Source organism: Shewanella sp. FDAARGOS_354 (genome assembly GCF_002209245.2).
Lineage (GTDB): Bacteria > Pseudomonadota > Gammaproteobacteria > Enterobacterales > Shewanellaceae > Shewanella > Shewanella xiamenensis.
The window spans coordinates 1,704,550-1,719,788 of record NZ_CP022089.2 but is presented as its reverse complement, the minus strand read 5'-3'; the positions used below and the strand labels follow the sequence as shown (position 1 = coordinate 1,719,788).

Genomic DNA, 15,239 nt, shown 5'->3' with positions numbered 1-15,239 from the left:
AACAGATTGGAAATATAAGGGAGCCGAAACAGATGGACTATTTAGTTGAGCGTATTGAAGGCCACACGGCCATTCTGACCATGAACAATCCGCCGGCCAATACTTGGACCGCCCAGAGTTTACAGGCGCTCAAGGCCAAAGTGCTGGAGCTTAATGCTAACAAGGACATTTACGCGCTGGTGTTAACTGGCGAGGGCAACAAGTTTTTCTCCGCGGGTGCCGATTTAAAACTGTTTAGCGACGGTGATAAGGGCAATGCGGCGAGCATGGCAAAACACTTTGGCGAAGCATTTGAAACCTTAAGCCAGTTCCGCGGCGTGTCGATTGCCGCCATTAACGGTTATGCCATGGGCGGCGGCTTAGAAGTCGCGCTGGCCTGTGATATTCGTATCGCCGAAACCCAAGCCGTGATGGCATTGCCTGAAGCGACCGTTGGCCTGCTGCCCTGTGCGGGCGGTACCCAAAACCTCACTGCTTTAGTGGGCGAAGGTTGGGCAAAACGCATGATCCTCTGCGGTGAGCGGGTGAATGCCGCCCAAGCGCTGAATTTGCGTTTAGTCGAGGAAGTGGTTGAAACGGGTGAGGCCTTAAATGCGGCGATTGCACTGGCCGCCAAAGTGGCGAATCAGAGCCCAAGCAGCGTCACCGCCTGTAAGACACTCATCCAAGCGGGGCGCCAAATGCCGCGTAGCCAAGCCTTACCGATAGAGCGTGAACTGTTTGTCGGTTTGTTCGATACTGAAGATCAGGCCGAAGGCGTGAACGCGTTTTTGGAAAAACGTAAAGCTGATTGGAAGAACCGCTAATGACAAATTTAGTAGATAAGGCTGCACACACGTCCACCACACAAAATGTGGTTTTTCAAACCTTAGCCACCGCCTCAGGTAAATTAGTTGGGGTGGTGACGCTCAATGTTGAAAAAGCCCTCAACGCCTTGGATCTCGATATGGTTCGAGCCATGACGGTGCAGCTCAATTTGTGGAAAAAAGATCCGTTAATCGCCTGTGTGGTACTCGATGGCAGCGGAGAAAAGGCGTTCTGTGCGGGTGGCGATGTGCGGGCGTTATATCACGCCTCAGTTGCTGCTAAGGGACAGGTGACTGAGGTCGCAAAAGTATTCTTTGAAGAAGAATATCGTCTCGATTATCTACTACATACCTTTGGCAAACCTGTGCTGGTATGGGGTGATGGCATAGTGATGGGCGGTGGTCTCGGCCTGATGGCGGGCGCGAGTCATAGAGTGGTGACAGAAACCTCTCGTATCGCTATGCCTGAAGTCACCATCGGGCTTTATCCCGATGTGGGCGGCAGTTATTTCCTCAACCGCATGCCGGGCAAAATGGGGCTGTTTTTAGGCTTAACGGCCTATCAAATGAACGCCGCCGATGCCTGTTACGTTGGCCTTGCCGATCATTATCTAAATCGTGACGACAAAGAGCTGATGTTCGATGCCATGGCGACTCTAGATTGGAGCGACACGCCAGCGCTGAACCATCAACGACTCGACTCGATGATCAACGAACTGTCGAACCAAGTTGATATTCCTAAAGGCGATAGTTTACTGGCCGAGAGCCAAGAGATTATCGATAGGCTGATGGCGGGCAGTTTAACCGATATCGTCAGCCGTATGTCGACCTTAAGCACCGATGAAGCATGGTTAAATAAAGCCTGCGCGACTATGTTGGCGGGCAGCCCTATCAGTTGGCATTTGGCGTATATTCAAACCCAACTCGGCACCAAACTGAGCCTAGCACAATGTTTTAAATGGGAATTAACCGTCAGCGTTAACACTTGTGCTAAGGGTGATTTCTGTGAAGGCGTGCGGGCACTGCTGATTGATAAAGACAGACAGCCCAAATGGCAATTTGCCGATGTGCAATCTGTGCCAAACAGCGTTATCGAGGACATTTTGACCTCACCTTGGGGAGAGGAACATCCCTTAAGCCAATTAAGCTAAGCCAATCGATGGCAGGTAAAGCTAGCACTTTGCCTGCCATTTTTATCTGGAATAACAACTATCTGGAATAATAAACACACCAGAACACAGGAGTGATGGCATGAGTACAGTAGCATTTATCGGTTTAGGTAATATGGGCGGCCCAATGGCGGCCAATTTATTAAAAGCGGGCATGACGGTACGTGTCTTCGACCTAGTGCCTGCCGCCATGCAAGCCTTGGCCGACCAAGGCGCTTTAGTATCGAGCACGGCATGCGGCGCCGCGGCGGGAGCTAATGTGGTGATCACTATGTTGCCCGCGGGCAAGCATGTCAGAAACTTATACTTAGGCAATGGTAGTGAGAAGGGGCTACTCGACGTAGTCGCTGGCGATACCTTGCTGATTGATTGCTCGACCATTGATGCCCAAAGCGCTCAATTGGTGGCAGCCGAAGCGGCTAAGAGTGGTATCGAATTTATCGATGCGCCAGTATCGGGCGGCACGGCGGGGGCTGCGGCGGGAACCTTAACCTTTATTTGTGGCGGTTCGGATATCGCCTTTGAGCGCGCGCAACCCGTACTCAATGCCATGGGCAAGAATATTTTCCATGCGGGCGGCGCAGGAGCCGGTCAGGTCGCTAAAATCTGCAACAACATGCTGTTATCTGTGTTGATGGTCGGTACTTCTGAGGCGTTGCAAATGGGGATTGACCATGGTCTCGACCCTAAAGTGCTGTCTGACATTATGAAGGTCAGCAGCGGTGGTAACTGGGCGCTTGAAAAGTACAATCCTTGTCCGGGCGTGATGGAGAATGTGCCTTCTTCTAAGGGCTATCAGGGCGGCTTTATGGTAGATTTGATGGTTAAAGATCTCGGCCTCTCCCAAGAAGCCGCATTATTGAGCAATTCGAGTACACCCATGGGCTCACTCGCGCGCAGCTTGTATGTGAATCATGCACGACAAGGTAATGGTCGCCGAGACTTCTCCAGTATTTTTGAACAATTTGCACCACTTAAAAAATAGATAAACAAGGGATAACCAGATGGATTTAAAAGATAAGGTTGTCGTCATCACTGGCGGCGCGGGTGGTTTAGGCTTAGCGATGGCGCACAATTTTGCGCAGGCGGGTGCTAAGTTGGCACTTATCGATGTGGATCAAGAAAAGTTAGAACGCGCCTGTGCCGATTTAGGCTCATCCACAGAAGTCCAAGGTTATGCGCTAGATATTACCGACGAAGAAGATGTGGTCGCAGGCTTTGCTTACATATTGGAAGATTTTGGCAAAATCAACGTATTAGTGAATAATGCCGGCATCCTGCGTGATGGTATGTTAGTCAAAGCCAAAGACGGCAAAGTGACTGACCGTATGTCATTCGATCAATTCCAATCGGTGATCAATGTTAACCTCACTGGCACCTTCCTTTGTGGCCGTGAGGCGGCTGCGGCGATGATCGAGTCGGGTCAAGCAGGGGTGATTGTGAACATTTCTAGCCTAGCTAAAGCGGGTAACGTAGGACAATCTAACTACGCGGCCTCTAAAGCGGGTGTCGCGGCGATGTCTGTGGGCTGGGCAAAAGAGCTGGCGCGTTACAATATTCGTAGCGCGGCGGTAGCACCCGGGGTGATTGCCACCGAAATGACAGCGGCAATGAAACCTGAAGCCTTAGAGCGTTTAGAGAAGCTTGTGCCCGTTGGCCGTTTAGGCCAAGCGGAGGAGATAGCCTCTACCGTACGCTTTATCATCGAAAACGATTATGTAAATGGTCGTGTCTTTGAAGTGGATGGCGGTATCCGTCTGTAACATGGTATCTTATTGATATTAAACAAAACCGAGCGTTTGCTCGGTTTTTTGTTGGCTAAAGTTAGCTCTCTTTTTTTAGTCTGTTCGCTTGGGTAAGAGTTGTTCGGAGGTTGACATTTACTGGCTATCCTTCAACAATCGCACGCTACTTTTTTACATAACTTTACAAATAGAGTTGACATTATCGTATTGGAGTTGATTATCTGAATGTCATGGCAGGATAAAGCCCTTTGGCTGGAAAAAATTACCAAGCGGATGATGCTGATTGTCGGTGCCTTAGGAGTCATAGTGATTTACGGAGGCTTCTTTTTTCTTCTCTTCAGTGGTCGTTCGTTCGCCGTGATCCCGTGGTTTTTTCTGTTATCACCTTGGATTTGTATTTACTTTGGTCTGACGCAAGTACAACAAGCTAGCGTACTGAAATGGTTTGTTAAAAAAGTCAAAAAATAAGCCCTTAAGGGGATTTGCATATTTACGGTTTGTTTTAGTTTGCAAACTTGGGGAACACAATGGGGTTAGGACGCTATTTTCCATTCTTGCTAAGTGCAGTGTTACTGCTACTCGGCGGGTGTGAGCGTACGGATACAAAAGATCAATCTGCCAAGGAAAGCGGCGACATTAAAGTTGCACCCTATGGCAGCTGGCAATCACCTTTGTCTGCTGCTGAGGTTTTTCAACGAACCGATGATATTGCTGAACTACAAAGTGTAGGTAATGCGATTTATTTTGCAGAATCGAGCGGACGTGCCCAAGGCAAAGTTGGTATCAAGCGTCTCGATGATCTTGGCAAGGTCACTGAAGTGGTTCCTCCTGATTTTAATGTTAAATCTACTGTGCATGAGTATGGCGGTGCGGCGTTTTTGGGCATAGGTCAGAGCCTATTTGCCACTAAATTGCAGGATCAGCTGTTTTACCGTTTTGCGCCTAATCAGCCACCATTGCCGTTAACTCCCAATGGTACCCGTCATGCCGATTGTGTGGCATATCCTAAGGGCTCACGGATTATTTGCGTGCGTGAAGATCACCGTCAGGGCGGCGAACCGAAAGCGAGCCTGGTGACTATCAATCTTAACTTTGCCGGTGAAGGCGATACCTTTGTTACGGGTCATGATTTTATTTCTTCCCCGACTATTTCACCCGATAACACCCAACTGGCTTGGATTACTTGGGAACATCCCTATATGCCTTGGGATAAGAGTGTGCTCTGGCTTGTGGATCTTGACCGCAAAGGTCAATTAAAAAATATTCGCAAGGTGAGTACGCCAGAGGACTCTTCGGTGACTCAGCCGTTATTTGGCCCAGACGGTAAATTATATGTGGTGTCCGATCTCAGTAACTGGTGGAACATTTACCGCGTCACCCCTAGGGAAACCCTAGAGCCTGTTTTGAGTAAAAATGCCGAGTTTGCGGTGCCGGATTGGCGTTTAGGTAACCATAATTATGCCTTTGAAAATGCTTCGACTCTCATCGCGAGCTACGTTGAAGGTAATCGAGCCGCATTGCTGCGTATGCACTTAGATTCCGGATTGACCGAATCTCTTGCCGTTGATTTTGCTGAGATCACTCAGGTGGTAAAGGGCGAAGATGGTGTTTATTTTGTTGGCGCTAAGGCAACACCAGAGAAAGGTATTTATCGCGTTGTTGGGCGTGGCACTGAGCTTGTGTACGCCCCAGCGCTCGCGAATCTTGATCCCAACTATGTCTCGCGGGCGAAAAATATTGCCTTCGCTACCGGTAAAAATCAGCAGGCCTATGGTTATTTTTACAGCCCTGTGAACCCTAATTACGTGGCGCCCCACGACACAAGGCCGCCGCTTATCGTGATGCTACATGGCGGGCCGACGGCGCGGGCTTCCCTGGCCTATCGCAGTGAAATCCAGTTTTGGACCAGCCGCGGGTTTGCGGTGCTGGATTTAAACTTTCGCGGCAGCAGTGGTTTTGGCCGCGCCTATCGCCAAAGCCTTTATGGCAAATGGGGTGAAAGCGATGTAGAGGATGCGGTTAATGCTGCAAAGTATTTAGTGGCTAAGGGCTGGGTAGACGCCAATAAGTTAGCGATTCGCGGCATCAGCGCCGGTGGCTTAACTGTGATGTCTTCGCTAGCGTTTTATGATGTGTTTCAAGCGGGTGTGAGCTATGAGGGGATCAGCGATTTTGAGCAGCTCGCTAAGGGAACCCATAAGTTTGAGTCGGGTTATTTAGACCAACTTATCGGCCCCTATCCAGAGAAGAAGGAACGCTACCGCGAGTTATCGCCACTCAATCACTTAGATGGTTTGAATGAACCTTTGCTGATTTTCCAAGGCTTGAGAAACAAGATTGTACCGACGGCGCAGTCGCGACAAATCTATGATGCCCTTAAAGCCAAAGGTGTGCCGACGGCCTATATCGATTATGGCGATGACGCAAGTGATGGACGCACGCCAGAACATAAAGCGGCGGGATTGGAAACCGAGTTAGCCTTTTATGGGCAAGTGTTTTCATTTACACCAGCGGGTAAATTGCCAGCGTTGCAGCTAGATAATGTGGCTGCGCTAAAGCGCTAACACCTTGGTATGAGTGACAACCCCATAAACAAGCCTGCATCCAAGCAGGCTTTTTTATGGCTGGGTTAATGCTGGTGGTTAAGGCTATCAATAATGGCGCAGTGGGGCTGTTCGCCGCCTTGGCACTCGCTGACCATTTGCTGTAACTGGCTACGAAGATTCTGCAATTTACCAATTTGATCCTCAACATAGGCCAAATGGTTGCGGGTGAGTTGCTTCACATCTTCGGCATTGCGGCTATCGTTATTACGCAAACCAAGCAGGAGTTTGCAATCCTCAAGGCTAAAACCTAAGTCGCGGCACTGGTGGACAAATTTCAGCGATTCGATATCCCGATGGCGATACACCCTGTATCCCGCCTCGTTACGCTCGCCACAGACAAGACCGATATCGTGGTAATAGCGTATGCTTTTGACGCTTAACCCTGTGTGCTTCGCGACTTCACCAATTTTCATACTGACCTCGGTTCTTATCTGTTCTAAAGACTCGTGCAGACAAGTGTGATACTTGCCACAAAAACACCCTTGACTCTCCCGTGATGGGAGACTTTATCTTAATCCTATAGCGGTTAAGTTCAAGTGAGGGATCTTCCATGTCGCAGATAAAACTCTATGTCGCCACCATGAATTGTGCAGGGTGTGTGGCCAAAATTGAAAAGGCCTTTGCGGCCGAGCCGAATGTGAGTGCCCGTATCAATCTCGCCGATAAGCAAGTGACTGTCGATGGCAAGATGAGCAGTGATGCGGCGCTGGCTGTTATGGATAAGGCGGGTTATCCCGCTCAATTGATCGTGGACGCAAAGGCGGCCGCAGAGGAAAAGCGGGTCGAAGATGCGGTGGAGTATCGCCTGCGGATGCGTCAGGCTATCGCTGCGCTCGCGGTTGGTATCCCTATGATGTTATGGGGATTACTGGGCGGTGAAATGATGATTAATCGCCCTAGCATGCAGCTTGGCTGGGGCATTATGGGCTTACTCACTTTAGCACTTTTAGTCGGTACCGGGCGCCATTTCTATCAGGGAATGTGGCGCGCGCTTAAAGCCAAAACCACCAATATGGATACCTTAATCGTGTTAGGCACCAGCACGGCATGGATCTATTCCATGCTGGTGGTGCTTATCCCGAGTGCGTTTCCAATGGACACTCGCCACGTGTACTTTGAGGCTAGCGTGATGATCTTAGGCTTGATTAACTTAGGCCATGCCCTCGAACTCAAAGCTCGGGGCAAAACCAGCGAAGCGGTGCAGCGCTTGCTCGGCCTGCAATCCTCCACTGCGATTCGTATTGGCGACAATGGCGATGAAGAGGTGGAAATCGACCAGCTTAAACTGGGGGATAAACTCAGACTTCGCCCCGGCGACAGGGTCGCACTCGATGGCGTGGTGGAGTCCGGCCAGTCATTACTCGATGAGGCCATGCTAACGGGCGAACCTATTCCGGTGCCAAAGCATGTTGGGGATAATCTGAGCGCGGGAACTGTCAATGGTAACGGCAGTTTAGTCTACCGAGTGACCGCTGGGCAGCAGGATACGCGCCTTGCCAAAATCATCGCACTGGTGCAGGAGGCGCAAACCTCTAAGATGCCGATTGGTCGTCTGGCCGATAAAATTTCGGCGGTGTTTGTACCAACAGTTGTGGTTATCGCCTTACTCGCAGCGGCGATTTGGTATTTTGTTGGGCCAGAACCCGCGCTCAGTCATGCGCTTGTGGTGCTCACCAGCGTGCTGATCATCGCCTGTCCCTGTGCCTTAGGCTTAGCCACACCTATGTCTATCATGGTGTCCGTTGGCCGCGCCGCTCAAATGGGCGTATTGGTAAAAAATGGTGAAGCACTGCAAAGCGCCAGCAAGGTCGATTGTGTGGTGCTTGATAAAACTGGCACAGTGACTCAGGGTAAACCCCAAGTGACTGATATCCATTGGATTGAAGGTAATGACCAAGCTCCTAATGACCAAAAATTCAGTGATGAAGACAAGCGCGCACTGCTTGGCGCTATCGCCAGTCTTGAGCAGCATTCAGAGCATCCGCTGGCCAGCGCAATGGTCAGCTATGTTAAGCAAGCCTCGATTCCATTGCCCGCAACCGAGATTTTTACTAATCATCAAGGTAAGGGCATCGAAGGGCGAGTCGATGGCGCCGACTTTTTAGTGGGGAATCAAGCCTTAATGGCGGCATTTGATGTGCCTTCAGGGGAGGGGGTGGCAGGCCGCAGCTCAGGTATTACGGTAGAAGCCGCCGCGCAATTTGCCAAACAGGGTAAAACACCGATTTATGTCGCCAAGGCGGGTAAGTTAGTGGCCACTATCGCGATTGCCGACCCGATAAAAGCCGATGCGAAAGAAGCGATTAGTGCAATACGCTCACAGGGCATTCGAGTAGTGCTGCTGACTGGAGATAATCCACAAACGGCGCAGGCGGTGGCAGCTCAAGTAGGCATAGAGGAAGTGATTGCGGGTGTGTTACCCGAACAAAAGCAGCAGCATATTAAAGCCTTACAGCAGCAAGGCCATGTGGTTGCCATGGTAGGGGACGGTATCAACGATGCGCCCGCCTTGATGAGCGCCGATGTGGGGATCGCTATGGGATCGGGTACAGAGGTGGCGATCGAAAGCGCGGATATGACACTGTTGTCACATCAGCTGATAGTGATTGCTAACTTATTGGCACTTTCCCGCGCGACCATTAGCAACATTAAACAGAACCTGTTTGGGGCCTTTATCTACAACAGTTTAGGTATCCCAGTGGCGGCGGGCGTGCTTTATCCGCTCACAGGGATGCTGTTAAGCCCTGTGATTGCCGGGGCAGCGATGGCGCTGTCTTCTTTAACTGTGGTCACCAATGCGAACCGTTTAAGACAGCAAAAACTGTAACGTATTGGTATTGTTTATCGGCCCGCGAGTGAGCGGGGGCTTACAAATACCGCCCAGTTCAGTGGGCGGTATTTGGATTGTCTGGCTAAAAATGCAATGTTAATTCAGTTGTCATCCAATAGGATTATCTTGGGTTGTATTTGTAAAAATTCAGGTTAAATAAACAGTTATCTTTGGGTTACATGGCTCAGAATCGCTTAAGCATTCGCGGCTAACGGGGCCTTTTTAGTTGATAATTTAACCCAAACTGCTATAGTGCCACGTTTATTTTTACCCCCTCAGGCTGGTGGAAATTGGTTTATGCTTATATGCACTGCCAATAGTCTGGCCAATATTACTCGATTTGGAAGTTCATTTTGATCACAACAGCGAATATCACCATGCAGTTTGGCGCTAAGCCACTGTTTGAAAACATCTCAGTTAAATTCGGCGGCGGTAACCGTTACGGTCTTATCGGTGCGAACGGCTGCGGTAAATCAACCTTCATGAAGATCCTTTGCGGTGATCTAGAGCCGAGCAGCGGTAACGTATCTTTAGACGTCAATGAGCGTCTGGGTAAACTCAGCCAGAACCAATTCGGTTACGAGGAATACACGCTGATTGACACCGTTATCATGGGCCACCGTGAACTGTGGAAGGTCAAGCAAGAGCGTGACCGTATCTATTCTTTACCTGAAATGAGCGAAGAAGACGGCATTGCCGTGGCAAACCTTGAGATGGAATTTGCCGAAATGGACGGTTACACCGCCGAATCTCGCGCTGGTGAACTGCTACTTGGCGTAGGTATCGGTATCGAAAGCCATTTCGGTCTAATGTCTGAAATCGCCCCAGGTTTAAAACTGCGGGTATTATTGGCGCAGGCGCTGTTCTCCGATCCTGATGTACTGCTACTCGACGAACCTACCAACAACTTGGACATCGACACTATTCGCTGGTTACAGGACGTCTTGAACCAACGCGATAGCACCATGATCATCATTTCGCACGACCGTTACTTCTTAAACTCAGTCTGTACCCATATGGCAGACTTAGACTACGGTGAACTGCGTGTTTACCCAGGTAACTACGACGAATATATGCAAGCAGCGACTCAGGCCCGTGAGCGTTTGCTGGCTGACAACGCCAAGAAGAAAGCGCAAATTTCTGAGCTACAAACCTTCGTTGCGCGCTTCTCTGCTAACGCTTCTAAGGCAAAACAAGCGACTTCTCGTGCCCGTCAAATCGATAAGATCAAGCTGGATGAAGTTAAAGCCTCTAGCCGTGTTAACCCATTCATTCGTTTCGAGCAGGAAAAGAAACTGTTCCGTAATGCGTTAGTGGTTGAGAATTTGGCGAAAGGTTATGACACGCCACTGTTTAAAGACTTAAACCTGATTGTCGAAGTGGGTGAGCGTATCGCTATCCTCGGTGAGAACGGTGTGGGTAAAACTACCCTGCTGCGTACTTTAATCCATGATATTCCACAGGATGAAGGCCATATCCAATGGTCTGAAAACAGCAATATCGGTTATTACGCGCAGGATCATGAGTCTGATTTTGCTAACGACATGACGCTTTTTGAGTGGATGAGCCAGTGGCGTAAACCTGAAGATGACGACCAAGCGGTACGCGGTATTTTAGGTCGTATGCTGTTTAGCGCCGACGACATTAAAAAGTCTGTCAAAGTGCTCTCGGGTGGTGAAAAGGGCCGTATGTTATTTGGTAAGCTCATCATGCAAAAACCAAATATCCTGATGCTCGACGAACCGACCAACCACATGGATATGGAATCGATCGAATCCTTAAACAACGCCTTAGAGAAATACGAAGGCACCTTGTTATTTGTGAGTCACGACCGTGCATTCGTATCGTCACTGGCCAACCGTATCCTTGAAATTACTCCTAACGGCGTGAATGACTTCAAGGGCACCTATGATGAGTTCCTCGCGAGCAAGGGCATCGAAGGCTAATTACTTGTTTTAAATAGCCTTAAGTGATCAGATAAAAAACGCCGCTTATTGAGCGGCGTTTTTGTTTATGGTGTTTACCTTGAGTGTTAGCCTCGGCTTAGCGGTTATTGTTTTGCCTCGGCTTGTTGTTCGACATAAATCAAGCTGTCAGTGTCAAAGCCGCGGGCGCTCGCCATGTCGACAAATTGCTTAATCACCTCAGGGGACACGGTTGGAGTTCGGGCTAGTAGCCATAAATAATCCGTATCTGGCCCCGAGATAAAGGCGTATTGATAATTTTGTTGGTCGAGCCCAAAGACTACATACGAACCATAAAACGGCCCGAAAAAGGAGACTTTTAAGTAGGCTTCGTTCTCTCCATTCACAAAATAGGCTTTACCTTCGGCTTCTTTCCATTCCTGTTTGGCGGCAGAATAGCCCCGATTAATGACTTTAACGCCGCCATCGGGCTTAAGGCTGTATTCGGCAGAAACTTGGGTTAATCCGCGCTCGAAGGAGTGGTCAAGCCTCGCAATCTCGTACCATTTGCCTAAATAGCGGTCGAGTTTAAAATCTTTAACGGGTTCGACGTAGTTAGGCATTCCTAGACAGCCTGTCAGGACCAAAGCACTGATCATTAAGAGTAGTTTTTTCAAGTGATGCTCCTATCAAAAAGATTTAGTTTATATTTTACTCATTTATTCATGGTGGCAAACAGAGGGATTTTCAGGGCTTTTTAGGGCTTTGTATTGGCTTAACCAACCTTGTGCTATACCCGCCAGCATTATCAGTGCCACACCTATCAATTGCTGTGCGGTTAATGTTTCATTAAATAACCACCACGCCAGAGTGACCACCACCACAGGCTCCACATAGGAGAGTGTGCCGTAGGTGATTGATGGCAATTGATTTAGAGCTTTTACTGCAAACAGAATAGCTAAAAATCCCGGAAAGAACCCAATTGCCAGCAGCCAAGCAAATTGATTCAGGCTGGGTACTAAGGGTGTGGTTAACACTAAGGGAAGTAGGCATAAAGCGCCAACACCTAACTGTACCAGCGTACTTTGATAGGGCGAGGCGACACTCGGTTTGCGGTTGATTAGGATAAAGCCACTATAGGTCAGTAACGACAGTAATGCATAAAAATATCCCAATATTTCAGAATCATATAGCGATTGGCTCGATGTCACGGGGAGCATTAATATAAAGCCTGCTAAGGCGAGTACCACACTTGCCATACTGAATCGGTTGAGTCTTTCATTAAACACAAAGTGCGCAAAGAGTGACGCTACCACAGGTGCGAGGTAGATGATCATAATCACGGTTGCCATTTGAGTGTATTGAATAGCCTCGATATAAAAAGCCATAAATCCGGCGAGCATAGCGCCATTTATCAAGGTGCGTTTGCTCGGTTTATGGCGAATTTGCTGTCTTTTTCCCGTTAACAACATATAGACCATTAAAAACAGCGCGCCGAGTAGCAGGCGGTAAAAGGTAATATGTTCGGCTGGCAGAGCTGCAAAGCGTGCGAATACGCCAATCGTGCCCATTAAGGTGGCAGCCAATAGGGCAAAGAGCAAGGCCAAAGTAGGAGGTGGATTCATGTGTCACCTTTAGCGTACAGTCCAGTACTGTAGAAACAGTCCAACGGGTAAGGACGCTGAGTTTGCCCTAAAATATCTAACTAGGCTAGCGAGGTATTCGACTGTACTTTGGGTATCGTGCAAACTAGCTGTTTCGAAGGGGGCTTTTCATGACCCAGGCTATAACGGGGATAGCTTCAGTCTTTAAGTGCTCATCCGCTTGTCGGAGCGAGCAACGATCAATCCTAGGATTTTAATAATCCTTAATAAAGCGCAGAGCGTGTTTGGCTAGCGTAAAATCGGTATTTTCACTGATACGAATTTCGGCGATTAATCGACTAGAAGTAGATTGACTGATAAAGCAATCAAATGTCAGTTCGTTGGTAAGCTGCAAATGAACACGGGAACGATTAGGTGTGAGAGATTTTAATATATCAAAATTTAACGCAATATCGGGATCCTCTTCGTAAAAATAATTAGCATGATAAATAAAGTGTGGCCAATTTTGATTATTTGATTCAATTATATAAGCACAACGATCATTGGCTGGAATAATATTAGATAGCTGTTTTTTGAAATTATTTGTGGTTAGATTGTTTTTAATGAATTTATATTTAGTATCATTAAAAATAACTAGCATCACATCTTGCCTTGTTGAGTTAAGTGGGTTTGAATGAATGTTTTTTAGGGAATGTTTATCTTGTGCAGTATAAATATTGTTTTCGGTGATAGATGACTGACTATCAGGTTGCAGATAATAATTTAGGATTTGATAGTCTGTTAAGTAGTGTTCAATTAAACTGATGTTAGTCATTTCTCCTTCAAAAGATAATGCGTTATTGGACATAGCCTTTAATACACGGTTATCTGTTAAAGGGATAATTTGCTGTTGAACTTCGATTTCATCGCCATCGATATAACATTTTAGCTTATGATATTGGTAGCTGATGGATAATAAATGCCAATAATCATCATTTAAACCACCTGACATCGAAGCCATTTCAATCGATAATAATCGGCTATTAACAACCGATTCAATATTGCCAAGTGCATTTATCTTCACAATAAAGCCCGTATGATTAAATTCACAACAATATTGAAATACTAGTCCTCCATGTTGGTTTTTTATCCAAGCTTGCCAAGTGAAAATATCGAGTGTTTTCGTGCCTAATAAAACGACTTTAGCCGTATTTTCTGATGTTTCTTGAGCGAGGTCTTGAACTAAGTTATTCGAGCTTAAACAAATGTTTTTTGAGGTTTTCATGGGTGACATCCTTGTGGTTATGTCATGCATAAACCTTTGGTTTTATTTCAGACAAATATCATCACAGCGAGGTATTAATTCTATCGCGACCATCGGCCTTGGCGCGGTAAAGCGCGGTATCGGCGGCGCATACCATGGCGAGTGAGGTACGGAACTGGCCATTGACTTCACTGGCAATCCCTTGGCTGGCACTTACCGAGACATAATCCCTGAGCCCTTGGTCAGTAAAACGAATATTATTAATCCCTTGCTGAATTTTTTGCGCTATGGTCAGCGCCATTTTGGCATTGTGATTAGGTAGGATCAGCGCAAACTCTTCGCCGCCGTAACGGGCCGCAAGACCGATGTCGATAGGCACAATAGTGGCGATCACTTTGGCAATTTTTCTAAGGCATTCATCACCTTGGATATGACCAAACTGATCATTAAACACCTTAAAATAATCCACATCGATAATGACTACGCTGATAGGACGCAGTTTGGCGGTGCATTCTTCCCAGTGTTGTTGCAGCATTTCATCAAAATAGCGACGGTTCGCCAGTTGGGTGAGGGAGTCGGTTGCGGCCAACTTGCGCAGCTTTTGGTTTTCCGCCTTATGCTGAGTTAAATCGTGCATCACCATCACAAACACAGGTTCATGGCTGGGAATATAAGAGATAGACAACTCCACATCTTTGGCCTTGCCAGAGGCGCAGATCAGTGTGGTTTCCTGCGCTGGGTGCTGCACGGGGTGACCACAGTTGGTGCCTAATTGCACATCGTGGCTCAGGAGATTGTCATAGCGCGCTTGATGATGTTCGGTCAAAAAATTGCGCCAGTCTTGGCCCTTTAAAGTCGCCTGCGGGCAATCGAGCAGCTCAGCACTGCGCTGATTGCACGAACGGATAAAGCCATTGGCATTCACTAAGATCACGGCTTCGGTTAAATGTTGAATAAAGAGCTCAATTGTCTCGAGGGAAGAATGCTCGAAAAAGTTCAGCGGTAGCTCGGCACTCTTTGCAGGTTGAGTTGCGGGCAATGCAGCATCATCGACAATAGATAAGGCGGGTTGTTGGCGAGCCAGTTTCGGTGAGTTTGTCATTGTTATCTTTCTCCGTGAACTTTAATCATCTGCGCTAGGCGCTTTTCTGAGGATGACTTTATTCTGGTGGAAGAAAAGATACCTTCTGCTTACCTTCTGGTGTAATTATTTGATTTTAAATGTTTTAAATTTTGCCTTCTGAGTCGTTTTGTCTGCAATTAGGATCATGGTTAGCTAGGCGCTTGTTTACATCTCGCAAAATTGAGACTAGATAGCCCCCAATCTTAAGC

General features: G+C 47.8%; 13 protein-coding genes. 8 read left to right on the top strand and 5 right to left on the bottom strand.

The window, feature by feature from the left end:
• The first annotated feature begins 32 nt into the window (after positions 1 to 32).
• The 6 genes from CEQ32_RS07815 (at position 33) to CEQ32_RS07790 (ending at position 6,284) form a co-directional block, all read left to right on the top strand.
• Positions 33 to 806 carry an enoyl-CoA hydratase gene (locus CEQ32_RS07815; protein WP_037416854.1) on the top strand — a complete coding sequence of 258 codons (774 nt, stop codon included), beginning with the start codon at positions 33 to 35 and terminating at the stop codon, positions 804 to 806.
• Positions 806 to 1,957: an enoyl-CoA hydratase/isomerase family protein gene (locus tag CEQ32_RS07810; RefSeq protein WP_037416857.1), complete on the top strand. Its 1,152-nt coding sequence runs from the start codon at positions 806 to 808 to the stop codon at positions 1,955 to 1,957. Before CEQ32_RS07815 ends, CEQ32_RS07810 begins: the two co-directional genes overlap by 1 nt.
• A gap of 100 nt (positions 1,958 to 2,057) precedes the next feature.
• Positions 2,058 to 2,960, top strand: a complete 903-nt coding sequence (mmsB, locus tag CEQ32_RS07805) for a 3-hydroxyisobutyrate dehydrogenase (RefSeq protein WP_055647774.1) — start codon at positions 2,058 to 2,060, stop codon at positions 2,958 to 2,960.
• A gap of 19 nt (positions 2,961 to 2,979) precedes the next feature.
• Entirely contained in the window at positions 2,980 to 3,738 is a 759-nt protein-coding gene (locus CEQ32_RS07800) for an SDR family oxidoreductase (protein ID WP_055647775.1), read from the top strand.
• Between the two features lie 207 nt (positions 3,739 to 3,945).
• Positions 3,946 to 4,188, top strand: coding sequence for a hypothetical protein (locus CEQ32_RS07795; RefSeq protein ID WP_055647776.1), 243 nt, complete (start codon positions 3,946 to 3,948; stop codon positions 4,186 to 4,188).
• Positions 4,189 to 4,247: 59 nt separating this feature from the next.
• Positions 4,248 to 6,284 (top strand): prolyl oligopeptidase family serine peptidase, encoded by a 2,037-nt coding sequence (locus tag CEQ32_RS07790; protein ID WP_055647777.1) that lies wholly within the window; start codon positions 4,248 to 4,250, stop codon positions 6,282 to 6,284.
• A gap of 65 nt (positions 6,285 to 6,349) precedes the next feature.
• On the opposite strand, the gene CEQ32_RS07785 is transcribed toward CEQ32_RS07790, so the two are convergent.
• A complete protein-coding gene (locus CEQ32_RS07785) occupies positions 6,350 to 6,739 on the bottom strand; it encodes a MerR family transcriptional regulator (protein WP_055647778.1) in 390 nt (129 codons plus the stop codon).
• 137 nt (positions 6,740 to 6,876) lie between these two features.
• On the opposite strand from CEQ32_RS07785, the gene CEQ32_RS07780 reads away from it, so the two are divergent.
• Positions 6,877 to 9,153, top strand: coding sequence for a heavy metal translocating P-type ATPase (locus CEQ32_RS07780; protein ID WP_088585805.1), 2,277 nt, complete (start codon positions 6,877 to 6,879; stop codon positions 9,151 to 9,153).
• A gap of 356 nt (positions 9,154 to 9,509) precedes the next feature.
• Positions 9,510 to 11,102, top strand: a complete 1,593-nt coding sequence (locus tag CEQ32_RS07775) for an ABC-F family ATPase (RefSeq protein WP_080612461.1) — start codon at positions 9,510 to 9,512, stop codon at positions 11,100 to 11,102.
• 104 nt (positions 11,103 to 11,206) lie between these two features.
• Here the strand turns inward: CEQ32_RS07775 and CEQ32_RS07770 are convergent, their stop codons facing one another.
• The 4 genes from CEQ32_RS07770 to CEQ32_RS07755 form a co-directional block, all read right to left on the bottom strand.
• Positions 11,207 to 11,737 carry a lipocalin family protein gene (locus CEQ32_RS07770; RefSeq protein ID WP_088585804.1) on the bottom strand — a complete coding sequence of 177 codons (531 nt, stop codon included), beginning with the start codon at positions 11,735 to 11,737 and terminating at the stop codon, positions 11,207 to 11,209.
• A gap of 42 nt (positions 11,738 to 11,779) precedes the next feature.
• Positions 11,780 to 12,685: a DMT family transporter gene (locus tag CEQ32_RS07765; protein WP_088585803.1), complete on the bottom strand. Its 906-nt coding sequence runs from the start codon at positions 12,683 to 12,685 to the stop codon at positions 11,780 to 11,782.
• A 232-nt stretch (positions 12,686 to 12,917) separates the two neighbouring features.
• Positions 12,918 to 13,928 (bottom strand): hypothetical protein, encoded by a 1,011-nt coding sequence (locus tag CEQ32_RS07760; protein WP_088585802.1) that lies wholly within the window; start codon positions 13,926 to 13,928, stop codon positions 12,918 to 12,920.
• Positions 13,929 to 13,989: 61 nt separating this feature from the next.
• Complete coding sequence (locus tag CEQ32_RS07755; RefSeq protein ID WP_047539132.1) at positions 13,990 to 15,009, bottom strand: diguanylate cyclase; 1,020 nt, start codon at positions 15,007 to 15,009, stop codon at positions 13,990 to 13,992.
• Positions 15,010 to 15,239: the final 230 nt, after the last annotated feature.